Source organism: Streptococcus sp. CF8_St5-11 (genome assembly GCF_024295625.1).
Lineage (GTDB): Bacteria > Bacillota > Bacilli > Lactobacillales > Streptococcaceae > Streptococcus.
The window spans coordinates 449,708-471,307 of the sequence record NZ_JANCOJ010000001.1; the positions used below are offsets into that span (position 1 = coordinate 449,708).

A 21,600-nucleotide genomic window follows, 5' to 3' on the forward strand; every position below is an offset into this window, starting at 1 on the left:
CTGATCCTAACGGTGGCTAATTTTCTTCGAAAGGAAGTCCCCGATAAATTGGACCAGAACGATAAGAATCAGGATCAATAAGGTCGCCACAAAGATGACATCATTGTTAAACATGTTTTTCCCGTAGTTGATGGCCAAGGTTCCTAATCCTCCAGCACCAACGGCACCCGCCATGGCGGTTTCTCCAATCAAGGAAATGATGGTCACTGTTGTTACACGGATCAAATCAGGAAGCCCTTCACGAAGGTAGACACCAACAATATCCCAGAAGGTTGCCCCACTGGCTTGTGCTGCTTCAATCACGCCTCCATCCAATTCTGACAAGACTACTTGGACTTGGCGGGCAAAGAAAGGAAAGACAGCCAAGGATAGCGGAACAAGGGCCGCTGTAGGACCGATGGTATTTTTCAAGAGCAAGTAGGTCAAAGGATTAATAAAGGCCAACAAGATAATGAAAGGAATGGCGCGGAACAAGGAAGTAATTTTATCCAAAATTTGGAAAACGATTCTATTTTCGATGACACCACCTGGACGGGTCAAGACTAACAAAAGTCCTGTCACCAAACCTAAAAATCCACCAATAATGAAGGAAATAACGGTCATGTAAAGAGTCAAGTAAATAGCGGTTCCCCATCCATACTGGCCAGACCACCCTAATTTATAGACATTTGGTAAATATGTTTGAATTAACTGGATCATGCTTTTCTCCCATCTTTCACAATAGTCACGGAAACTCCTGCATTTTCTAACTCAGCTTTGGCCGTTTCCAGATTTTGATTTTCACCTGATAAGATGACCACCAATTCTCCAACAGGCGTGTTATCAAGGATCTCGATGTTCCCAAATAAAATGTTGGCAGATACTTGGTACTGCTTGTAAATATCATTGATGATAGCTGTATCTGTCACAGAACCCGCATACTTGAGATGCGCTAAAATCGAGTCATCTGGCAAGTTCTTCACAATCGCTTGTTGATTGATTTTCACCATGGCTTCATCGATTCCTGTTGCAACTGTGATAAAGTCTTGCGTCAAAGCATTTTTCGGATTCGAGAAGATATCTAACACAGACCCTTCTTCAATCAGCTCGCCATTTTGCATGACTGCTACCCGGTTGGCAATATCTTTGACAATTTGCATCTCATGGGTGATCAAGACAATGGTTAAACCAAGTTTCTTGTTCAATTCTTGCAACAGAGCTAGAATTTGTTTGGTCGTCTTTGGATCCAGGGCGGAAGTTGACTCATCTGAGATCAAAATCTTTGGATCATTGGCAAGGGCACGCGCAATCGCTACCCGCTGCTTTTGACCACCAGACAATTGGGCTGGGTAATTTTCTGCACGGTCAGCTAGACCAACCAATTCCAACAATTTCGCCACTTTCTCATTCTTTTGTTCTTTGTTTAATTTAGAATGTTTAAGAGCAAAGGCTACATTTTCTGCAACAGTCATTTGAGCCATCAAGTTGAAGTGTTGGAAAATCATTCCGATATCCCGACGTTTCTCCCGAAGGGCAGCCGGTTTTAGGGTCACCTGATCTTGATAAATCACATCCCCATCCACAGTGATGGTTCCGGCACTAGGCACTTGCAAGAGATTGATCACCCGAACCAAGGTCGATTTTCCGGCTCCGGAATACCCTACAATCCCATAGATATCGCCTTCATTAATATGAATGGTCACATCTTTGACGGCTTGGATCTGACGTTTCTTTTGCTGGAAGGTCACATCAATGTGGTCCAGCTGAATCATTGCTTTACTCATAACTTACTATTAACTCCTTTATCAATTCAATATGGGTGTAATAATCGGCAATTTTCACATTTTCGTCGCCCCCATGATCACGGCTATTAGCATTGCCAATTCCAAAGGCTGCCATCGGCACCTGCAAAGCCTCAAATACCGTATGCATTGGCCCTGTTCCCGCTGTTGTTGGAAGAACAGAAACTCCTTCTCTATAGAAGTCTTTGGCCAGCCGAATGACATTTAAAATCGATGGGGCACTCATATCACTTCGGTAACTCATTTCACCGAGAGTATAGACCAATTCGACCTGATCATAACCGTTCTTCTTCAATTGTTGCTTGATCTTTTCTAAGACATCCTTGGGATCCAGTCCAGGAACCAAACGCACCTCCATCTTGGCACGTGCCTCTGCCGGAAGAATCGTTTTAACACCTTGGCCTTGGTAACCAGAGCCAAAGCCTTCAATATTCAGGGCTGGTTCAAAATAAAAACGGCGCAGGAATTCTTTTCGATCTTCCTTCAAGATTGGAAGGGTTAGACCATAGGTTTCCGCTACATCTTCTGGTCCTTTGTTGGCATATTGCTCGATCAAAGCTAGTTCGCGTTCATTGGGTTCTTGGATCTGATCATAAATCCCATCCACCAAGATTCGGCCTTCTTTGTCACGAAGACTGGCGATGGCATTTAACAAATACCAAGAAGCAGAGTCCACCACACCGCCATAGCTGGAATGGATATCCACTTCTGCACTCTTCACCACCATATCAAATGTGACGATCCCTTTGCTACCACCGGAAATTTCCAACTGACCCTGATTATTTCGGGTACCTTGTTCCCACACTAAGAGGTCTGCCCCACGCAAGTGTTTCTTATGTTTGGCCAAGTATTTATCCAAGTCAGTCGATGCAGACTCCTCTGCCCCTTCGATAATAAAGGTGATATTGACTGGCAAATCGCCACTTTCACGAATGTATTTTCGAAGAGCTGTGAGACGAGCTGTGATATGCCCCTTATCATCATCAACCCCTCGACCGTACATGGTTCCATAATGGACCGATAAGGTGAAGGGGTCTCCCGTCCAAGGTTGGTCTCCATCAGCTGGTACCGTATCATAGTGGTTATAAAAAATGATGGTTTTGGCTTCAGGATTTGGCGAGAAAAATTTGGCAATCACAAAAGGAGCTGTATAGCTATCATCAACTTCGACTTTGGCTCCTGCAGCTGTAAAAATTTCCCCCAAATAGTTGGCCACTTCCTTGAGACCAACTTGTTGGGCAAAGATGGATTTTTTTGAAATCAATGTTCGCAACACTTCAAAATAATGTTGTGCGACCTCATCATTTTCAAATTTACGGATTTGTTCCGCTTCTGTGGCAAAAGGCATGCATTCCTCCTAATACACGATAAGAGGTAGAGAATTGCTTCTCCACCTCCTTCATACACTTGAGATCAAATCTTAGAAGACTGGTTGGTCCATTCCTTCTGAAGATTCTTCGATCACTTTCTTCACATTGTCTTTGTTATAGGCTTTGATGATTTCTTTGATTGCTTTTGCTTTATCAGATTTTTCCCAATCTTTCTTAGCAGCGATCACGTTGTACCATTGTTTTGAGTTGTTGTCTTTCTTTTCAACATAGATAGCTTTTTTGAAATCAACGCCTGCTTCACGAACGAAGGTATTATTGATGACTGCAGCATCTACTGATGGAAGAGCAGATGGTGTTTGTGAAGCATCCAATTCAGAAATCTTCAAATCTTTTGAATTTTCTTTGATGTTTGACACGTTTGCCAATTGACCATCTTTGGTATCCAATTTAATCAAACCAGCTGATTGCAAGACATACAAGGCACGGCTTTCATTTGTTGGGTCATTTGGTACAGCGATTGTTCCACCTTTAGGAATTTCTTTAATTGAAGTGTATTTGTTTTTACCGTTTTCTGTACCAGAGTAAAGACGGATTGGAGCGATGTACGTATCTGCTACTGCAACAAGGGCATTGTCGTTTTTAGAGTTCCAGTTATCAAGGAAGTTGTAGTGTTGGAAAGCATTGATATCCACGCTACCATCTTTTACAGCCACGTTTGGTTGTGAGTAGTCTGTAAATTGAGTGAATTCCAATTTGATTCCTGTTTTAGCGTCATCCAAGTTCTTTTGAACTTGATCCCAACGAGCTTTTTCAGTGTCGCTCAAAGTCATAACACCCACTTTTACAGTTGTTTCACCATCTTTGCTAGATGATTTTGAAGAACCACATGCTGCAAGAGCAAATGTTGCAATAGCTGCAAGAGCTGTTAAACCAAGAATTTTTTTCAATTTCATTTTGAAGTCTCCTTTAATTATATATTATTCTTTAATATCTTTTGCTTCTGGTAGATAAACTCCACCAAAGTATTTTTTAGACAGTTTTTCAAGGGTTCCATTGTCATAGAGTTCCTTGATACGTTTGTTGACAAATTTTTGAAGGTCTTTATCTTCTTTTGCAATAATTGGATACACATAAGGTTGTTGGTCGCTTGGAAGCTCGATAACCTTCAAGTTGTCATAGCCTTGATCACGAATGATAGTATCTACTGAGATCCGTTCGAAGATCTTGTAATCTGTACGACCATCCGCTAAATTAGCCATGATGGTTTGAATGGTTCCATCTGTGTATTGTAAGTTAGTTGGATTATCTGAATGTTTTTTATTGTAATCTTCTAATTGTTTAGCAGTAGATGTTCCTTGAACAACTTCTGTTTTCTTGCCACCAATGTCATCCAACGATTTAATAGAAGAATCTTTTGGTACGACCAACACTAATGGATTACGAGCATATGGATTTGGATAGAGGTATTTTTCTTCCCGCTCTTTTGAGTAACTAATGTTGTTGGCACCGATTTGGAAACGGTCACTATCTAAGCCAGCAAAGACGGAAGACCACTCTGTTTTGTTAAAGTTTACTTCATATTTGTCTGAACCTTTGAAGATTTCACGCAAAACTTCGATTTCATAACCGGTTAGCTTGCCGTCTTTTTCTTCGTAAGAGAATGGTTTGGTTGTTCCAACAGTCCCAACTTCAATGGTTTTCTTACCACTGGCTGATTTACCAGATGAACATGCTACTAAAGCACTGGTTGCAAGGACTGCAACTAATCCTAAAGCAGAATACTTAATCACTTTTTTTAGATTCATAGGATCTCCTTATTCGTTTCAGGCACATAAAACGCCATTTTAAAAGTATTTTTTTATTTTATCAGAAAAGCATTCACTTGCCTAATATATATTTTTTATGGAGGTGATAGTTTTTCTTTATCACACTTATTTTTCTTTGAAATACCGCAATAAAGCTTGCGCATTTTCAACATAATAGGGAACCGACACCTCAAAGGCTGCATCATCGATGGTCATGTGATCATGATGGAGGTCTGGCGCATCCGGCTCTCCATTTGAACCGATAAAGGCAAAGACTCCAGGAATTCGTTCTTGGTAAAAGGCGAAGTCTTCTCCAGCTGTAGATGGATTTGCTGGAAGCACCTCAGCCAAGTCTTGTGAAGCTTCCCAAACGACTTTGGTCAATTCCTCATCATTAAAGGTAACAGGCGGGGTCACTCCCCACTCAAAAGCCACATCCACTTCCAGGCTTTTTGCTATATGACGAATGATGGAAATGAAATGTTCCTTCAACTCTCTTTGCACACTCGGATTAAAGGAGCGAATCGTTCCTTCAAAATAGCCTGATTTTGGGAGTACATTCCAGGTTGAACCCACATCTAGATGCGTTATCGATAAAACAGCTGTTTCAAAGGGAGAAATGGTCCGTGAAATTAATAATTGTACATTCTGAACCATGGTTGTGACGGCTGTTACCGTATCAACTCCCAAATCCGGTCTTGCAGCATGGCTACTAACCCCTGTTACGGTGACCTTAAATTTCTCTACCCCTGCCATCATAGCTCCAGCATTCAAAGCAAGTTGTCCTGCTTTTAGCTGAGGCATATTATGAAAACCAATAATTCCTTGAACATCCTCCAACAGTCCTGTTGCTAAAACGTCAGAAGCACCTTCTGAAATTTCTTCTGCCGGTTGAAAGATCAAGCGTATTGTCCCTTCCAGCAGGTCTTCTTTTTCCTTGAGAAGAGCTGCTGCTCCTAGAAGACTGGTTTGATGAAAATCATGGCCACAAGCATGCATGACACCTGGATGTTGACTTTGGTAGGGCAGATTTGTTTGTTCCAAAATTGGAAGAGCATCGATATCTGCACGTAGCGCCACCACTGGTTTACCAAATCCAATTTCTGCAATCAGACCAGTTTTTAACCCACTCTCTAAAATACGAATCCCCAACTCTTCCAAACGTTCCCTTAGAAAGGCGGTTGTCTGGTATTCTTGACCAGACAATTCAGGGTGTTGGTGGATATAGTGGCGAATCTCTGCTAACTCTTCATAAGAAAAAGACACAAGCCTTCATCTCCTTTCAAACTTAAAATTATTCTATCACTAATAGGTGTTTCCGTCTAATTCCTGTTTCTTGGGTTTTGATATAGTTTCAAACTATAGATAAAAACACTCCTAGATTCACGTTCTAGGAGTGCCAAATTCCGCATTAAGAAAGATTTCCCTCGAATTTTTCCATAAAGCTATCACTATTATAGGCTTTTTCCACTTCCCATTTGCCATCTTTCTTAACAAAGGTCAACTGGTAGTCGTACCGATCCGGCGTCGTCAAGGGGCGATCTGCAAGAGAAGCCATCATTTCCTCTCTATAGGCTTTGTTTTGAGCCTGATTGGCCTCAATGATACTCGAATAATCTTTCCGATGTTCTTGATAGAAGGTCTGCATGTGGTTTAAAATCGTCTTTTCCATGCTGACAGTCTCAGGATTTAGACTAATGACCACCTTGTCCGGGAGATATTGTTTAACCTTATAGGTTAATTTAGCGCGCTTTGCATTTTCCTTTTCATAAGCATCGATAAACTGGGTCACTTCTTCTTCTGGGAATTGGTAATCATGCAATTGACGGGTAAAATCAGCCGCAAATTTCGCACGGAAATCACTGGCTTCCTTTTTCAAATCAGTTCCCAAAACAAAAGCATTATCCTTTTTGACCTTTCGTTGGCCACTAAAGTAAACTTGATTGATGTATTCATCAGCTAGAAGGGTGGAAGCTTCCACCTTGTCCTCATACTGAGAAGAATCCACCACAAATTTTAGAGGCTTCGTTTTTTTATCAGAGCTATAGGTTTTTCGTTCATACTGCACTTCGTATTTTTTGCCTTTTTCGACTGGAAAGACGATATAGCCGGTCATTTTTTTATCCTGGGCCAACTGATCACTCTTGAGCAATTGGAAGGCTTCCGTTTGGTCATAAATCCCTGACTGCAATTTGACCTTGTTATTCTCCGCATCGTAGATGGTGATATCTGAATCTGACACGTTGATAGATTCTTTGGAAACATTCTTAAATTCTAATTGAAGGGCCAAATAAGTGCCGTCTTCTGAGTCATTGAGGACAGGCGGTTTGATGTATTGCCCTCCTTTTAGGCTCAGCTCTACTTGACCGTCAGATGCTGAGCTTTTCGCCGCTTTTTCCGTCTTTGATTGCTGCGAATTTGTCTTTTGACCAGTGGTGCCACAAGCTACTAGACTCAAAGTCGCCACAGCAAATAGGGTCCATTTAAAAATCTTTTTCATTCTCATCTCCTTAAAAAAGTTTTGTTCTATTTTAACATCTTTTTCTATCTATGTATACGCTATATAGTGATAACTCTTCCCTGTCATAAAAAGGCTAAGACCTTCGTCTCAACCTTTTTACTAAAATATGATTGGTTTTGATTTTACAGGATGCCTTTTTCTTTTTGAATCATGAAATCCTTGAGGGAAATCAAGAGAACTGCAAGGAGGATCATGGCCATCCCAATCACATCAACCATAAAAAAATGCTCCTTCATAATGACAAAGGCAAAGAAAACTGCCGAAACAGGCTCAAAGGACGCCAGCAAGCTTCCTTTAACGGCTCCTACCAAAGAGGTTCCTTTCAGAAAGGCTGTATAGGCAAAAATCGTCCCAATCACCACCAAGCCAAAAAGGGCCATCCAGGTATCGAGTCTGTAGTTTCCAGAAGAAGAGAGAAGGCCACTAAAAGGGAGCATTAGGATTCCTGGAATAGTCATCCCAACTCCAATCACCAGCATACTTCCCCATTTTTGAATTAAGTTCAGAGGTAGAATGATGTAAAGGGCATAGGCAAATGCTGATACCACTCCCCAAGCCAAACCTTTGGGATTGATGGCCAATTGATTGAGTTGACCATGGGTTGCTATTAAGAATGTGCCACCAATCGCTAGAAGCATCGAAAACACTTCTGCTAGTGTAGGGGCCACCTTATCCATGATACAGGTATAGGCTAAAATTCCCACTGGACAGAGATACTGTAACACCGTAGCAGTCCCAGCATTGGTTTCAGCAATTGCCTCTAAATAGGTCAACTGAGTCAATAACAATCCTAAAAAGGCAAAAATAAGAAGGGGAAGGTAGGAAGATTTATCTTTGGCAAAGGCCAAAAACTTCTCCTTATCTGCAACGTAGGAAAGAAGAATAAGGACAATTCCAGAAAAAAGCAAACGGAGATTTGTTAACTCAATAGCCGAAAATCCATGAACCATTAAATATTGCCCGCTAACTCCGGATAGTCCCCAAGCGATCCCAGCGATCAAGGTCATGAGTGTTCCTTTCATCGTCTTTGACATAGTCCCCTCCTAAATCTGTTCCTTACTTTTATTGTATCATAAAAGGCCGAAACGAAACGTTTCAGCCTCATATATTTCATATAAATTTATTCGCTTATTCAGGTTGAACCAAGATCTTGATTTGAGATTTATCTTGTGTTAATTCAACAAATCCTTCTTCAACAATATTTTCCAATTTAATTTTCTTGGTAACCAATTTTTCAGCAGAGAAGTAGCCTTGTTCCATCAATTCCAACACTTTAGGGAAGATATGACGGTAGGCAATAATTCCTTTGAGAGATTTTTCTTGGATAGCGAATTCATTTGGATTGATGCTAGCTTCACGTTCCCAGATAGATACGACCATACATTCCCCAGCTTTATGAACCGCTGCCAAGGCTTGACCTAAAACAACTGGAACCCCAGTCACTTCATAAGAAACATCTGCTCCACCACCTGTCAAGCGATGGATGGCTTCGACAATTGTTTCTCCTTCTTCTGGGCGAACAACGATTGCTCCCAATTCTTCCGCTTTCGCTTGGCGTTCAGGAGATAATTCAACCGCATAGATTTTTGATGCTCCTGCTGCACGAAGGGCTTCAACAATCAAAAGACCGATTGGACCCAAGCCAAAGATAACGGCTGTATCCCCAGTTTTCAATGCAGATTGACGAACGGCATAAACAGCAACAGCTGCAGGTTCTGTAAGCGCAGCTTGTTCATAGCTCAAGCTATCTGGAATCACATGGACAAGATCACCGTCAAGGACACAATATTCGGCAAAACCACCATCTGCAGCAAGGCCGACAAAGTTCAAGTTTGGATCAAGGTTATAGTCACCGATTAGGTTATGTTTTGCCAAAATTGGTTCAATCGTCACGCGATCCCCAACTTTGACACGAGTCACATCACTTCCGACTTCTACAATTTCACCAGAGAATTCATGTCCCAAAGTAACCGGTGCTTTTTGACCAGAATACACATGTTCTTCAGTTGGGATGAAGATCGGTCCATCCAAATATTCATGCAAGTCCGTCCCACAGATCCCTGTGAACTTAACTGCCACTTTTACTTGATGTGGTTGTACTTCAGGTACTTCCACTTCTTCGATACGAACGTCTTTTGCTGCATGCCAGCGAGCTGCTTTCATAGTAGCCATAGGATAATCTCCTTTATATTTCCATGATTTGCATTTTCCTTTTCAGGAAACTCAACAAATCCATTGTAAGCCTTTTCACAAACTTTGTCAAGAAAAAACTGAAGATGAAAAAAGAGCCGCCCTTCGCCTGCTCCTTCTTACCTCTTCTTGATTCGTGAATTCTCTATTCTCCAGCCCACAATCCAACCAAGGACAAGGAGATAATTTTCAAGCGCACCAATCCCATTGACCGGCAGATGATAGTGAAAATAACTGAAAAGATGATTGGTCCCAATTCCAAGCCCACCGATGATCAAGGCCACTAGTACCGTCCGAAGATAAAACCAATCGTATTTGAGATTGACGGCAATCAAGATCACAAGGACTGCCATATTCCAAATCCCAATCTCCCGTTGCCAACCGACAGAAATACCATATCCCGAATGATTGCCCATATAGGATGGAAAGAATAACTGGAAGATAATCGCTCCAGACATAGCGATAATGACTAGGATAAATAAAACTCTTAAAAATTTGTTCATGTGACTCCTCCTAATGCTAGTTGATATGTAATGGTCTTTCCTATTCTAACACAATTTTATGGATAGTAAAAACCAACCTCTCGGCTGGTTCTTTTTCTATCAATCTTCTTTCAACTTCGCCAATTCTTGAGCAAGTAACTTGAGGGCTACTTGTGGGTTGGCTTGGCCTTTGGTTGCTTTCATAAGGAAGCCTGTGAAGGCCTTGTCAGCATTCCGTTTACCTGACTTGAAGTCGGCTACGGCTGCTTCATTGTCTGCGAAGACTTGGTGGATGATTGGAATCAAGACTTCAGGGTCTGAAATCTGTACCAAGCCAGCTTTTTCGACGTATTCTCGCGCACCGCCACCGTTTTTCGCCAAGTGAACGAAGACTTTCTTGGCAATCTTAGAGGAGATGGTTCCATCTTCGATGATGGCAATCATTTCCACCAAGTTTTCTGGTGTCAATTGGATTTCTTCCAGCGTTTTACCTTCTGCGTTCGAGAATTGAGCCACTTCACCTTGGAGCCAGTTAGACACTTGCTTGGCATCTCCACCAAGGGCTACGGCTGCTTCAAAGAAGTCAGAAGTGACTTTCGTCGCTGTCAATTGGTTGGCATCATAGTCAGACAAGCCAAGCTCTGCCACATAGCGAGCACGGCGGTCTTTTGGAAACTCTGGCAACTCCATGCGCATTTCCTCAATCCACTCATCTGAGATTTCAAACAATGGAAGGTCTGGTTCTGGGAAGTAACGGTAATCCGCTGCTCCTTCTTTGACACGCATAAGGATCGTGCTCTTGTTGGCTTCATCATAACGGCGTGTTTCTTGACGAATGACACCACCTGAACGCAAGATTTTCGCTTGACGCTCCACTTCGTATTCAAGACCTTTACGGACGTTGGAGAAAGAGTTCAAGTTCTTCAACTCCGTCTTGGTACCAAATTCCTCTTGACCGTAGGGGCGAAGAGAAATGTTGGCATCCACCCGCATCGATCCTTCTTCCATCTTGACGTCAGAAATGCCAGTGTATTGGATGACTTCTTTCAAAGCTGTCAAGTAGGCGTAGGCTTCTTCTGGAGAACGCATGTCTGCTTCAGATACGATCTCAATCAATGGAACTCCTTGACGGTTGAGGTCTACATAAGAGAAGCCATCTGTTCCGTGGGTGTTCTTACCAGCATCTTCTTCCAAGTGGGCCCGTTCAATCCCGATTTTCTTGGTTGAGCCGTCTTCCAATTGCACTTCAATCCAACCGTTGTATCCGATTGGCTCATCAAATTGCGAAATTTGGTAAGCTTTTGGATTATCAGGGTAGAAATAGTTCTTACGGTCAAAGTGCATGTGCTGGTGGATATCCATATTCAGGGCCAAAGCAGCCTTGATCCCAGCGTCCACAACACCCTTGTTCAAGACAGGAAGCACCCCTGGGAAAGACCAGTCGATCACATTGGTATTGGCATTTTGCTCGTTCCCAAAGTGAGCAGAGGTTGGTGAGAAAATTTTTGAGTTTGTATTCAATTCAACGTGGACTTCAAGTCCGATGACTGTTTCAAAGTTCATTAATTGTCACCTCCGAAAATAAGGGGTTGTTGCTTGTGATAATCCGTTGTTGCTTCAAAGGCAGCTGCAGCTTGGTAGATGGTCTCTTCCGAATACTTCGGACCAATCAACTGCAAACCAACTGGAAGACCTTGAGCAAAACCTGCAGGAATCGAAATCCCTGGAAGACCTGCCAAGTTAACTGGAATGGTCAAGAGGTCCGCCAAGTACATGGCAACCGGATCATGGTTAAGCGAATCCAAATCAAAGGCCACGCTTGGAGCTGTAGGACCAAGGATGAGGTCGTAATCCGCAAAGACTTTTTCGAAGTCTTGGATAATGAGGGTACGAACTTGTCCGGCTTTCTTGTAGTAAGCATCGTAGTAACCAGATGACAAACTGAAGGTTCCCAACATAATCCGACGTTTGACTTCATCACCAAAGCCTTGGCTACGAGTGTTCACGTAGATATCATCCAAGTTCTTAGCATCTTCCGCACGGAAACCATAACGAATCCCGTCAAAACGTTGCAAGTTTGATGAAGCTTCAGACGAAGCAATGATGTAGTAAACGGCAACCCCGTATTTAGAATGAGGCAGGCTGACTTCTTCGACAGTTGCTCCCAATTTTTCAAAGTGCTTAGCTGCATTAAGAATCGTTTCTTTGACTTCTGGGTCAATTCCTTCCCCTAGGTATTCTTTCGGAAGGGCAATCTTCATCCCTTTGATGTCTTGACCAATCTTAGAAGTAAAGTCTGCTACACGAACAGGTGCAGAAGTTGAATCTTTGGCATCTGCACTGGCAATCACATTAAGCAATTGCGCATTTTCCTTAACGGTTGGAGCAAACGGTCCAATTTGGTCGAGTGAGCTACCAAAGGCAATGAGACCGAAACGAGAAACTGTTCCATAGGTTGGCTTGAGTCCAACAATCCCATTGAAGGCAGCAGGCTGGCGAATAGAACCACCTGTATCTGAACCAAGGGACAAACGGACTTGTCCTGAAGCGACAGAAGCTGCTGAACCACTAGAAGATCCACCAGGCACCTTGCTGTGGTCCCAAGCATTCTTGGTTGGTCCATAGTAAGAAGTCTCACCAGATCCACCCATGGCAAACTCGTCCATGTTGGTTTTTCCGACAACAATCATACCTTTAGCTTTGGCGTTAGCAACTGCTGTCGCATCAAAGATAGGCTCATAGTTATAGAGCATTTTTGAGGCCGCAGTTGTCAAGATGCCGTCAGTAGAGATGTTGTCTTTCACTGCAAATGGAATCCCTGATAGAAGATTATCTGCATCGATTCCTTTTTCATCAATGGCCTTGGCTTGTGCAAGGGCCGCTTCTTCAGCCACCGTCACAAATGCATTGACTGCTTCTTCACGCGCCTTGATATCGTCAAGTGTCGCTTGAGTCAATTCGGTTGCTGAAATTTCCTTAGAGACAAGGAGGTCGTGCAACTCTTCAATGGTTTTATGGTTGAATGACATTAGGCATCTCCTCCATCTTCTAGGATAGCTGGCACCTTGATGTAGTAGTTATCTTTTTCAGGTACATTTTTAAACAAGCGGTCACGGTCTGTCCCTTTTTCAGCAACATCCGGACGCAATACGGTCTTACGATCAGCCATAGTCGTTGTTGGGGCTACACCGGTTGTGTCCACTTCTTCCAACAATTCCACCATGTCGACAATCTTCGACAAGGTTGTCGCAAACTCAGCTGTCTCTTCTGGAGAGAATTTCAATTTTGAAAGATTGGCAACGTGGGTTACCTCTTCTTGCGTAATTTTCATCTTGCTTCCTTTCGTGAATTGATGATTTTTCAATACCCTCTATTTTACCATAATTTAGCTCAATTTGCTTGCCTTAGAAAAAATCTGTAGGACTTTTTTGTCGCTACAGATTCTTCATTTTATATTGCTTTTTCGCCTAATTGTCCCATCTCTATTAGAGTTTCTTTCCAGAGTTTCTGGACATGAGATGCGAGGTAGCAAGAAGCCAAGTCATAAGAAGCCTGATGAAATGGTGCAAGGTCACTTTCAAAGAGCTGGACCAGCTTGTCTGCCAACTCTTTGACCAATTGTTCTTCGGGCACTGTCTCGCTATAAGGTACCAAAAAGCCATTTTCACCCTCTTTTATAAAAGTTGGATTGCCATAACGAGCATCAAAGCCGAGCAAGGCTAACCCTGCTCCAGCCGCCTCCATCAAGGTCAATCCAAAGGTCTCCCACTGAGAAGTGGTGAGGTAGGCTTGGTAGCAAGGATAAATCTGCTTAAGATCCGCATGACCACGTAGATGAATAAAGTCTTGCGCTTCAAGCTCCTGAATCAGGTGTCGCAAGTTGTCCGCTTCGCCACCTTTCCCATAAATATCAAGCTGAAGGGCTGGGAGTCGTTTCTGTGCTTGAGCCACTACTCGAATGGCCAAATCGATGCGTTTTCTTGGATCCAAACGGGAAGCTGTGATCACACTAAAGGGAGGTCTATCTCCTTGTGATTCCGTCAATTCTTCTAGATGCCCCACTGGAATACTATAGATCGGAATTCCTTGGCATTCTTGTTTGGCAAGTGTCTGCTCCAAGACTTCTTTTTGAAGATCCGTTGCCGTGATGAAGTAATCGAAGCGTTTGGCATACTTGAACACATAATAGTACTCATAGTTGAGATGGCCATTTTCAAATTCATGCTCCGAATGAAACACCATGGCGAGCTTGGAAGGATTATCTTTCTCCAACAAAGGGCGGGCAAAATCCATGCGCGAAGCCCGATCAAGCAGAATCAGATCCCCTTCTTTGAGCGAAAGTTTCGACAGAAAACGCCTCATCACTTCTGTATGGTTGGTCAAAATCTCAGGTCCCAGTTTATAGAGCCAGCTTCCACCTAACTTCAATTCTTCAAAGGCGATACTTCCATCTTGATGGTGATAGGTTCGTCTGAGAACACTACCATACTGAAAATACTCTGTAGCAAGTTTACAAGCTCCATAATACTCTCGCTTGATCCTATTTCCAGCCAAAAGATAGTCTACGTAGCGGACACAGTTTGGATGATAGGGATCCAGATGAAAGGTCAGGGCGTTTTCATCCGCAAATTGGTAGCGAATGGCTCTTTCCGTTTTTTCAACAACATCTAGACGAGTCAGTTGAAACTCCATTTGCAAGGCCCCCACCGTCTTTTGAGGGACTGTAGTCTGTTGATCTGTAAAGCCTAAATGAGCAAAAAGCAACTCCTCATCCCGATGCCCCAAAGAGAGGTAATAGGCCAATTTTTCTGGAGTGGGCCAAGTGGTAAAGACAAACTTCGCTGCCACTCCTAGACTCCGGAGCATCTTTGCCCGAGAGGCTTGTGCAACATCGACCCCATTGGGTTCAAATCCCACTAATAGATTAAAGGTATAAATGGTCATGCTGTTCCTCCCTCTAATCGCTTAAAGATCTCTTTTAGAGCATCTTTTTCTGGCAGTTCCAAGATCCGCACTTGCTCTCTTAACATTTCTTTGAAGGCCTCTGGATGCTGGAACAATATTTCTAGTTGCTGTTTCATTTCTTCGACTGTATCGGTAATCGTGCTCAATTCTTTATAGGCTTCCTGGTGCACCGTGCTCTTTAAACCAAACAAGACTAGCCCATTTTCAAGAGCACGTATACTACTGTTCATCACTTCTTCACCTTGGTTGCAATCCAGATAAATAGAACATCTAGCTAATAAACTCTCATAATTCCCCAGCGAAATCCCTGGATAGAGGCGTACATTTGGTCGAGCCACTAAATCTGTTAATTTCGGACCCATGGCTGTTAAGGCTGCAATATGAAAGGTCACTTGTGGGAATTGATGGACCAGGCTAGATAAGCCTTCGACCTCTTGAGAAGCCGTCATGATCAGGGCTTCTGGTTGAAAACTTTCCTGCTCCACATCTACTAGCCCCGACAGAGCCGTGATTCCGTCTTTTTTCTCACTCAAAATGCCATCTTCTACCAACAAAATCTGGCCAACCTGCTCTTTGATCTCATCTAGAGCATGAGCTTCACGAGCACAGTAGGCTAGTCGCTCCTTTGGTATCTCTTTCACAAAAGCTAGCAAGCTCTGATCCATCAAAAGGATGGCTTCATCTTCCGGCAAGACTTGTTTCAGAACAGCTTTTTGAAGCTCTTCTTTATTAGCATACAGATGATCCCGTCCTTTAGGGGGTTGATACAAAAAGATCCCTTGCGAAATATAATGAAGCAGGACTTCTTCTTGCTGACGGTTCAAATAAATGTCTAAATATGGTTGACCAGTTTCCGTAAGGAGACTCTGTTTGCTTCTCCAACCATAGCGATTGTAGAAATCAATAGATGCGATCTCTTCTCCCTGACCAAACCACTCTACTCTGTCAACCGTTCGTGACAAGATATCCCCTCGCAAAACCACATTGGCACGACGTTCCTCCCCATCAAAAAGATAGGTCGTGATCCCAAGCGTCCAACATTCCCATAATTCTGGAACTTCTAGATCATTGAAAAATAAAGGGTTCCCAACTTTTGATGCCGGGTCTTTTTGGGTAAAAAAGGTCGCCAGACTCTCTGTCTGTTCAGCTATATCTGTTTCCAAATTGGTCACAAACACACGGTAGGGCTGGCCAAGTGTGTCCAATAATTTTCGCAAACGATCCAGCTCTCTGGTCTGCTCTGATGCAATAATGAACATGCTGATCCTTTCTCATCAATAAGTTCTTAGTCCATGGTTTCAACGAAACTGAGGTTGATCACCACGCGCTCATAGGTTTCTGACTCTTGCAAGCCAGCTTCTTCTAGTTTTTCAAGAGCCCGTTTCAACCGCGTTTTATAGATATAGCGGTGCCAGGTCAGATCATAGCCCAACATCCCAAGAAGAGCCAATTTTTCTTGCTTGGCTTCCATCTCATCGAGTACCCGCTTTTCTGTCCAAACCTGGGACAGAGTATCTGAACGACCCACGCGATACCAATAAATACATTTCTCCGTATGGACCACCCGATTGGCTTTTAAGAAGAGCTTGTACATGAGAAAGTTATCTTCAACATTTTTTCCGACCGGAAAACGAAGTCCTTCAAATAAACCACGCTTATAGAGTTTCATCATGGCACACGCCCAGGCCATATCTCTGGTCTCCTGAATGGCATCGTGGTCCATAATTGCTCGCCCCTCATAAAGGGTCTCTGAATAATCATCGTCCGTTACCTTGATCAAGTATTTGCTACTACTGTCATCATAGAGGTTATAGTTGGCTACCGAGACATCCGCATCATACTTCTTCAGTTGGCGATAGAGCACTTCTACATAGTCCTCCGTCACCCAGTCATCTGGATCAATAAAAGTGATGTAATCTCCAGTCGCTAACTCAATCCCTGTATTGCGGGCAGCGGATAAGCCCCCATTTTCTTGGCGGACGTAGCGGATGCGCGCATCCTTCCTAAAAAATTCTTTACAGATCTCTTCTGACTGATCTGGCGAACCATCATTGACCAATATGATCTCTAAATTCGGGTAAGTCTGATGGATAACCGTCTCCAAACATTGCCTCAAATAAGCTTCTACATTATAGATGGGAATGATAATACTGACTACTTCATTTGCTTCCATACTTCTTCTCATTTCTCTTTAAATAAGCACGAATCGCTGTCACCATATCCTGCACCTGGTCATCCCTAAACACCTGATTCTCACCATTCTCCACATGATTGGTTCCTTCAAAAGAAAAAATAGGGAGACCTTGTTGATTGATCGTTTGCGTTATCTGATCGACCTCATCATAGGGATTGATATCCAAATAAAAATCCAATTTTTCTAGGACTTTTCGACTGGTCAAGGGATCAAAAGAGGGATAAAGAAAGAGGTTAGGGTAGCGTTCCAATTGCACCAAGTTAAAACCAAAATGACTATGGGCAAGGACATGAATCGCGACATCTGGCAACTCTTTTAACAACGTCTCCAACTCGTGGATATCTGCTGTATGGGTATATATACCGGCATGATAAGGAAAAGTTCCCACTAGATCTTGATAGGTTTGTTTCAAAATCGGTTTTCGAAGCAAAATTTCCTCCCAAGAGAGGGCATAATAAAACCACCATAGATCGCGGAAACGATTGAAACGTTTAGAGGTCCATGGTTTATTATGAGAGGTGTAATGAATGACCGCAGGAATCCCTTGAAAGGCCTCATACCAGTCCAAGTCCCCATAGAGGTACTGGTCCTTATCAGATCCTACTTGTAGATTATAAGTCCAAGGCAATGGATACCAAGCATCTTTGAAATACATATTTAAAATCCCTTGATCTCCATAAACATGCTGATGATGCTCACGAGTGAGGTCAAAAAGAGCCTCTGTCACTTGGTGCTCTTGCCACCAAGCCTTATCAATCACCAAAAGTCCAGCATTAAAACCATCTGTTGTCGTCGGCTTATCGACCACTGCACCCAGTCCATAACCTTTTAGATCGACCTCAAATAAAGGCGATAAATCCTGTGTAAGGATCATATCACAATCCAGATAGAGGATTCGCTCTTCTTCCACAATCTCTGGAATAGCGTAACGGAAATAGGTCGCATAGTGAATATGGTCACTTGGAAGCGAAAAGGACTGGAATTGCTCGGGAGACATCCGACAATTGATCACTTCTGAATCCAACTGGCGCAAGCGCTGATTCATGATAGTAAACCACTCAGTTGGTAGATCTTCATTTAAAACATAGATTTTCAACTGGTCCTGATGGGCACACAGTGACTTCATAGCGGTTTCCAACTTTTCCATATAAGACAGATTGGCTGAAAACACGACAGCTTTTTTACTCATAACTTCCCCTTTTTTCTTTCATTAGAATACCATTTTCAAGTGAGGAAAACAATTTCTAAGCCCCAAAAAAGAGGCCTAGACAAGTGTCTATGACCTCTTTTACATCGGTTTCTTATTTTTGGTCTAATACAGCTAGTGTATCGTCTACCAAACTTGCCCCTAAGACATGCTTGAAGTGATTCAAAGCAAACTGGTGGTTTTCAGGAGTGAGCGACGCCACTGCAGGTTCCACAACTTCGATCTGATAACCCAGATTGTAGGCATCAACCGCTGTATGAAGGACACAGATATCGGTCAAGACACCCGTCAAAATAACGGTATCCACATGACGTTCCCGAAGGCGGATATCTAGATCCGTCCCTGAAAAAGCAGAATAATGACGTTTGTCCATCCAAAAGACGCGTGAATCCGCTTTGTGCTCCCGATAAAAATCTGCTAAAGGGCCGTACAAATCACGTCCACTAGTCCCAATGATATTATGGGGTGGGAAGAGCTTGCTTTCAGGATGAAAAGGATCGTCTACATCATGCGCATCAATGGCAAAAAAGACATAGGCTCCTTGGTCAAAGGCCAATTGGGTCACCTGAGCAATGCTCTCAGAAATGGCTTGGGCGGGAGCCCCTGCCGTTAGCTTACCTTCATCCGCTACAAAATCAACGGTGTAGTCAATCGAAATTAATGCTTTAGCCATTAGTAGTCTCTTTTCTTAATTTCTTCAAAAATATCTGGTATCAACACTTTGAGATAGGTTCCCTTCATTCCGAGTGAACGACTTTCAATAATACCAGCAGATTCCAATTTCCGAAGTGCATTGACAATCACAGAACGAGTAATGCCAATACGATCTGCGATGATAGAAGCAGTCAACTGACCTTCATTGCCTTTCAATTCACTAAGGATGGCAGATACGGCACGCAATTCGGAGTAAGACAAGGTATTGACAGCCATATTCACCGCTGTGCGACGACGAATATTCTTCTCGTCCTCCTCGCGTTGGTAGTTCAACATTTGAATCCCTACCACGGTACTAGCAATCTCAACCAAGATCAAATCATCATCCGCAAACTGTTTATCATTGCGCCAAATGATTAAGGAACCCAACCGAATCCCAGACACATGAATAGGCGCAATAGTGGTCAAGCCATCAGGAAATTCAGACTTGGTTTCAACTGGAAAGATACTCAAATCATGGTCCACATCTAAATTAGCTTCTGTATCGTAGACCAAACTAGCCGCCTTGGCATAATCTTCTGGTAATTTTTTATTTTGAAAGAAAGCTTCTACCCGGTCATTGTTGGTCTTGTAACGCATGAAATAACCAAGAAGAGTTCCCTTACTGTTAATGATACAGGCATTACAGTGAATAATATCCGCCAATTGCTGGGCAATATCATTGTAAGGCATCTCAGCTTGCAACTGTTCATCTGTCCGTTTCAAGATGGATGTAATTTTACGTGTCTTTTCTAATAAGTTTGCCATAATAAACCTCGCATATAGTCAGCTAAAGTATATCATATAAGTGTGAGAATTTCAATCAAATTATCTGAAAATTATTTATTTTTTCTACAATTATGCACAATTCAGAAAAATGGCGATGAGATAACATGGATTTTATAGAATGAAACAAAAAAAGAGAGTGGGACAGAAATCGGTAATTCGTTAGAATTCGATTTCGTCGTCCCACCTCCGCACAGTTGAGTAGGGCTATAAAAGCTGATGAAATCAGCGTAGTAGAGTCCACTCAACCACTGCGTCTTGCTCGACAATCCAAAGACAATTGAGAGGCTAGGACTTTTGTCCCAGCCTCCTTTAACTAATTAGCGTTTGTATTGTTTCAAGAAACGAGTCATTTTTTCTTGAATTTGAGCCAATTCATCCACACGTGGGAGGTAAACGATCCGGAAGTGATCTGGGTCCTTCCAGTTAAAGCCACGGCCATGAACCAAAAGAATCTTTTCTTGCTTCAAGAATTCTAAAACAAATTGTTCATCGTCATCCACGCGGTACATATCCCGATCAATCTTAGGGAAGATATACAATCCAGCCTTTGGCTTAACAGCTGAGAGGCCCGGAATCTCATTGATGGCTTTGTAAATAAAGTTCCGTTGTTCGTAGATTCGACCACCTGGAAGCAAGAGTTCATCCACAGATTGGTAGCCTCCAAGAGAGGTTTGCACAACATGTTGAGATAAGACATTTGAGCAAAGACGCATATTGGACAACATGTTCAAGCCTTCGATATAGCCCTTCACATGATGCTTCGGACCAGACAGAACCATCCAACCAACACGGAAACCTGCAATCCGGTGAGATTTTGACAAGCCATTCATACTCACACAGAAAAGATCAGGCGCTAAGCTTGCAATAGCCGTGTGCTTTTCGCCATCCATGACCAAGCGATCGTAGATTTCATCCGCAAAGATGATCAAGTTATTTTGGCGAGCAATCTCTACAATCTCAAGCAAGATCTCATCTGGATAGAGGGCACCCGTTGGGTTATTCGGGTTGATGACAACGATGGCTTTGGTATTTGAGGTAATTTTCGACTTGATATCCTCGATATCTGGATACCAGTTTGCTTCTTCATCACAAAGATAGTGAACCGCATTCCCACCAGCTAGGCTGACAGCTGCTGTCCAAAGAGGATAGTCCGGCATAGGAACCAAGACTTCATCGCCATTGTCGAGCAGTCCTTGCATGGACATGACGATCAGCTCACTCACTCCATTTCCAAGGTAAATATCATCAATATCCACATTTGGAATTTTTTTCAACTGGCAGTACTGCATGATGGCCTTGCGGGCTGAAAAGATCCCTTTTGAATCCGAATAGCCTTCACTATCACGCGCATTCATGATCAAATCATGGATAACTTCATCTGGAGCTGTAAAACCAAATTCAGCAGGATTCCCTGTATTCAAACGAAGAATTTTTTCTCCATTTGCTCGCATGCGCATGGCTTCTTCCAAGACTGGACCACGAATATCGTAAGCGACATGTTCGAGTTTGCTTGATTTATTATATTCCTTCATATTCTGCCTCGATTCACGAAATTATCTCTATTATACCACTAGTTCAAATAGAGTACAAATTGAGGACTTTATAAATTCTGCAAAAATATACCAGAAAAGTGAGACTTTAC

20 protein-coding genes are annotated in these 21,600 nt (G+C 42.7%); all 20 read right to left on the reverse strand.

Annotated features, from left to right (window positions below):
- Positions 1 to 6 precede the first annotated feature (6 nt).
- The 20 genes from NMM13_RS02175 to NMM13_RS02270 all read right to left on the reverse strand — a co-directional run bounded on the left by NMM13_RS02175 (position 7) and on the right by NMM13_RS02270 (position 21,490).
- Positions 7 to 699 carry a methionine ABC transporter permease gene (locus NMM13_RS02175; RefSeq protein ID WP_003008487.1) on the reverse strand — a complete coding sequence of 231 codons (693 nt, stop codon included), beginning with the start codon at positions 697 to 699 and terminating at the stop codon, positions 7 to 9.
- Positions 696 to 1,763 (reverse strand): methionine ABC transporter ATP-binding protein, encoded by a 1,068-nt coding sequence (locus NMM13_RS02180; RefSeq protein WP_070675161.1) that lies wholly within the window; start codon positions 1,761 to 1,763, stop codon positions 696 to 698. The genes NMM13_RS02175 and NMM13_RS02180 overlap by 4 nt, the downstream gene beginning before the upstream one ends.
- Positions 1,756 to 3,129, reverse strand: coding sequence for a M20/M25/M40 family metallo-hydrolase (locus NMM13_RS02185; RefSeq protein WP_070675164.1), 1,374 nt, complete (start codon positions 3,127 to 3,129; stop codon positions 1,756 to 1,758). Before NMM13_RS02185 ends, NMM13_RS02180 begins: the two co-directional genes overlap by 8 nt.
- A 72-nt stretch (positions 3,130 to 3,201) precedes the next feature.
- Entirely contained in the window at positions 3,202 to 4,065 is an 864-nt protein-coding gene (locus NMM13_RS02190; RefSeq protein ID WP_254727292.1) for a MetQ/NlpA family ABC transporter substrate-binding protein, read from the reverse strand.
- 24 nt (positions 4,066 to 4,089) lie between these two features.
- Positions 4,090 to 4,917, reverse strand: a complete 828-nt coding sequence (locus NMM13_RS02195; RefSeq protein ID WP_021153751.1) for an amino acid ABC transporter substrate-binding protein — start codon at positions 4,915 to 4,917, stop codon at positions 4,090 to 4,092.
- A gap of 126 nt (positions 4,918 to 5,043) precedes the next feature.
- On the reverse strand, positions 5,044 to 6,183 hold the full coding sequence (locus NMM13_RS02200) for an amidohydrolase (protein WP_254727295.1): 1,140 nt from the start codon (positions 6,181 to 6,183) through the stop codon (positions 5,044 to 5,046).
- A 145-nt stretch (positions 6,184 to 6,328) separates the two neighbouring features.
- The gene (locus NMM13_RS02205; RefSeq protein ID WP_254727298.1) at positions 6,329 to 7,417 is read right to left on the reverse strand and encodes a DUF4352 domain-containing protein; all 1,089 of its coding nucleotides are present in this window, start codon (positions 7,415 to 7,417) and stop codon (positions 6,329 to 6,331) included.
- Between the two features lie 143 nt (positions 7,418 to 7,560).
- Positions 7,561 to 8,472, reverse strand: a complete 912-nt coding sequence (locus NMM13_RS02210; protein ID WP_003013343.1) for a DMT family transporter — start codon at positions 8,470 to 8,472, stop codon at positions 7,561 to 7,563.
- Between the two features lie 94 nt (positions 8,473 to 8,566).
- Entirely contained in the window at positions 8,567 to 9,610 is a 1,044-nt protein-coding gene (locus NMM13_RS02215; protein WP_254727301.1) for a 2,3-butanediol dehydrogenase, read from the reverse strand.
- Between the two features lie 137 nt (positions 9,611 to 9,747).
- Positions 9,748 to 10,131 carry a hypothetical protein gene (locus tag NMM13_RS02220; protein ID WP_254727304.1) on the reverse strand — a complete coding sequence of 128 codons (384 nt, stop codon included), beginning with the start codon at positions 10,129 to 10,131 and terminating at the stop codon, positions 9,748 to 9,750.
- Between the two features lie 99 nt (positions 10,132 to 10,230).
- Positions 10,231 to 11,673 carry an Asp-tRNA(Asn)/Glu-tRNA(Gln) amidotransferase subunit GatB gene (gatB, locus tag NMM13_RS02225; RefSeq protein ID WP_254727307.1) on the reverse strand — a complete coding sequence of 481 codons (1,443 nt, stop codon included), beginning with the start codon at positions 11,671 to 11,673 and terminating at the stop codon, positions 10,231 to 10,233.
- Positions 11,673 to 13,139 carry an Asp-tRNA(Asn)/Glu-tRNA(Gln) amidotransferase subunit GatA gene (gatA, locus tag NMM13_RS02230; protein WP_254727310.1) on the reverse strand — a complete coding sequence of 489 codons (1,467 nt, stop codon included), beginning with the start codon at positions 13,137 to 13,139 and terminating at the stop codon, positions 11,673 to 11,675. The genes gatB and gatA overlap by 1 nt, the downstream gene beginning before the upstream one ends.
- On the reverse strand, positions 13,139 to 13,441 hold the full coding sequence (gene gatC, locus NMM13_RS02235) for an Asp-tRNA(Asn)/Glu-tRNA(Gln) amidotransferase subunit GatC (RefSeq protein WP_002884769.1): 303 nt from the start codon (positions 13,439 to 13,441) through the stop codon (positions 13,139 to 13,141). The genes gatA and gatC overlap by 1 nt, the downstream gene beginning before the upstream one ends.
- Before the next feature lie 119 nt (positions 13,442 to 13,560).
- Positions 13,561 to 15,054 (reverse strand): glycosyltransferase, encoded by a 1,494-nt coding sequence (locus NMM13_RS02240; RefSeq protein WP_254727313.1) that lies wholly within the window; start codon positions 15,052 to 15,054, stop codon positions 13,561 to 13,563.
- Positions 15,051 to 16,334 (reverse strand): accessory Sec system glycosyltransferase GtfB, encoded by a 1,284-nt coding sequence (locus tag NMM13_RS02245; RefSeq protein ID WP_254727317.1) that lies wholly within the window; start codon positions 16,332 to 16,334, stop codon positions 15,051 to 15,053. The genes NMM13_RS02240 and NMM13_RS02245 overlap by 4 nt, the downstream gene beginning before the upstream one ends.
- A gap of 26 nt (positions 16,335 to 16,360) precedes the next feature.
- On the reverse strand, positions 16,361 to 17,248 hold the full coding sequence (locus NMM13_RS02250) for a glycosyltransferase family 2 protein (protein ID WP_254727320.1): 888 nt from the start codon (positions 17,246 to 17,248) through the stop codon (positions 16,361 to 16,363).
- Positions 17,235 to 18,458 (reverse strand): glycosyltransferase family 8 protein, encoded by a 1,224-nt coding sequence (locus tag NMM13_RS02255; protein WP_254727323.1) that lies wholly within the window; start codon positions 18,456 to 18,458, stop codon positions 17,235 to 17,237. The genes NMM13_RS02250 and NMM13_RS02255 overlap by 14 nt, the downstream gene beginning before the upstream one ends.
- 112 nt (positions 18,459 to 18,570) lie before the next feature.
- Entirely contained in the window at positions 18,571 to 19,149 is a 579-nt protein-coding gene (locus NMM13_RS02260) for a cysteine hydrolase family protein (RefSeq protein ID WP_254727326.1), read from the reverse strand.
- Positions 19,149 to 19,937 (reverse strand): GTP-sensing pleiotropic transcriptional regulator CodY, encoded by a 789-nt coding sequence (codY, locus tag NMM13_RS02265; protein WP_003005668.1) that lies wholly within the window; start codon positions 19,935 to 19,937, stop codon positions 19,149 to 19,151. Before codY ends, NMM13_RS02260 begins: the two co-directional genes overlap by 1 nt.
- A gap of 338 nt (positions 19,938 to 20,275) precedes the next feature.
- The gene (locus NMM13_RS02270) at positions 20,276 to 21,490 is read right to left on the reverse strand and encodes a pyridoxal phosphate-dependent aminotransferase (protein WP_003008537.1); all 1,215 of its coding nucleotides are present in this window, start codon (positions 21,488 to 21,490) and stop codon (positions 20,276 to 20,278) included.
- Between the last annotated feature and the right edge of the window lie 110 nt (positions 21,491 to 21,600).

What these genes read in the sequence shown, in the direction of transcription:
- NMM13_RS02270 (WP_003008537.1), bottom strand. Translation starts at nt 21,490, where the DNA reads ATGAAGGAATATAATAAATCAAGCAAACTCGAACATGTCGCTTACGAT.
- NMM13_RS02240 (WP_254727313.1), bottom strand. Translation starts at nt 15,054, where the DNA reads ATGACCATTTATACCTTTAATCTATTAGTGGGATTTGAACCCAATGGG.
- NMM13_RS02195 (WP_021153751.1), bottom strand. Translation starts at nt 4,917, where the DNA reads ATGAATCTAAAAAAAGTGATTAAGTATTCTGCTTTAGGATTAGTTGCA.
- NMM13_RS02205 (WP_254727298.1), bottom strand. Translation starts at nt 7,417, where the DNA reads ATGAAAAAGATTTTTAAATGGACCCTATTTGCTGTGGCGACTTTGAGT.
- gatC (WP_002884769.1), bottom strand. Translation starts at nt 13,441, where the DNA reads ATGAAAATTACGCAAGAAGAGGTAACCCACGTTGCCAATCTTTCAAAA.
- gatA (WP_254727310.1), bottom strand. Translation starts at nt 13,139, where the DNA reads ATGTCATTCAACCATAAAACCATTGAAGAGTTGCACGACCTCCTTGTC.
- NMM13_RS02255 (WP_254727323.1), bottom strand. Translation starts at nt 18,458, where the DNA reads ATGAGTAAAAAAGCTGTCGTGTTTTCAGCCAATCTGTCTTATATGGAA.
- NMM13_RS02250 (WP_254727320.1), bottom strand. Translation starts at nt 17,248, where the DNA reads ATGGAAGCAAATGAAGTAGTCAGTATTATCATTCCCATCTATAATGTA.
- NMM13_RS02245 (WP_254727317.1), bottom strand. Translation starts at nt 16,334, where the DNA reads ATGTTCATTATTGCATCAGAGCAGACCAGAGAGCTGGATCGTTTGCGA.
- gatB (WP_254727307.1), bottom strand. Translation starts at nt 11,673, where the DNA reads ATGAACTTTGAAACAGTCATCGGACTTGAAGTCCACGTTGAATTGAAT.
- NMM13_RS02220 (WP_254727304.1), bottom strand. Translation starts at nt 10,131, where the DNA reads ATGAACAAATTTTTAAGAGTTTTATTTATCCTAGTCATTATCGCTATG.
- codY (WP_003005668.1), bottom strand. Translation starts at nt 19,937, where the DNA reads ATGGCAAACTTATTAGAAAAGACACGTAAAATTACATCCATCTTGAAA.
- NMM13_RS02215 (WP_254727301.1), bottom strand. Translation starts at nt 9,610, where the DNA reads ATGGCTACTATGAAAGCAGCTCGCTGGCATGCAGCAAAAGACGTTCGT.
- NMM13_RS02175 (WP_003008487.1), bottom strand. Translation starts at nt 699, where the DNA reads ATGATCCAGTTAATTCAAACATATTTACCAAATGTCTATAAATTAGGG.
- NMM13_RS02210 (WP_003013343.1), bottom strand. Translation starts at nt 8,472, where the DNA reads ATGTCAAAGACGATGAAAGGAACACTCATGACCTTGATCGCTGGGATC.
- NMM13_RS02190 (WP_254727292.1), bottom strand. Translation starts at nt 4,065, where the DNA reads ATGAAATTGAAAAAAATTCTTGGTTTAACAGCTCTTGCAGCTATTGCA.
- NMM13_RS02185 (WP_070675164.1), bottom strand. Translation starts at nt 3,129, where the DNA reads ATGCCTTTTGCCACAGAAGCGGAACAAATCCGTAAATTTGAAAATGAT.
- NMM13_RS02260 (WP_254727326.1), bottom strand. Translation starts at nt 19,149, where the DNA reads ATGGCTAAAGCATTAATTTCGATTGACTACACCGTTGATTTTGTAGCG.
- NMM13_RS02180 (WP_070675161.1), bottom strand. Translation starts at nt 1,763, where the DNA reads ATGAGTAAAGCAATGATTCAGCTGGACCACATTGATGTGACCTTCCAG.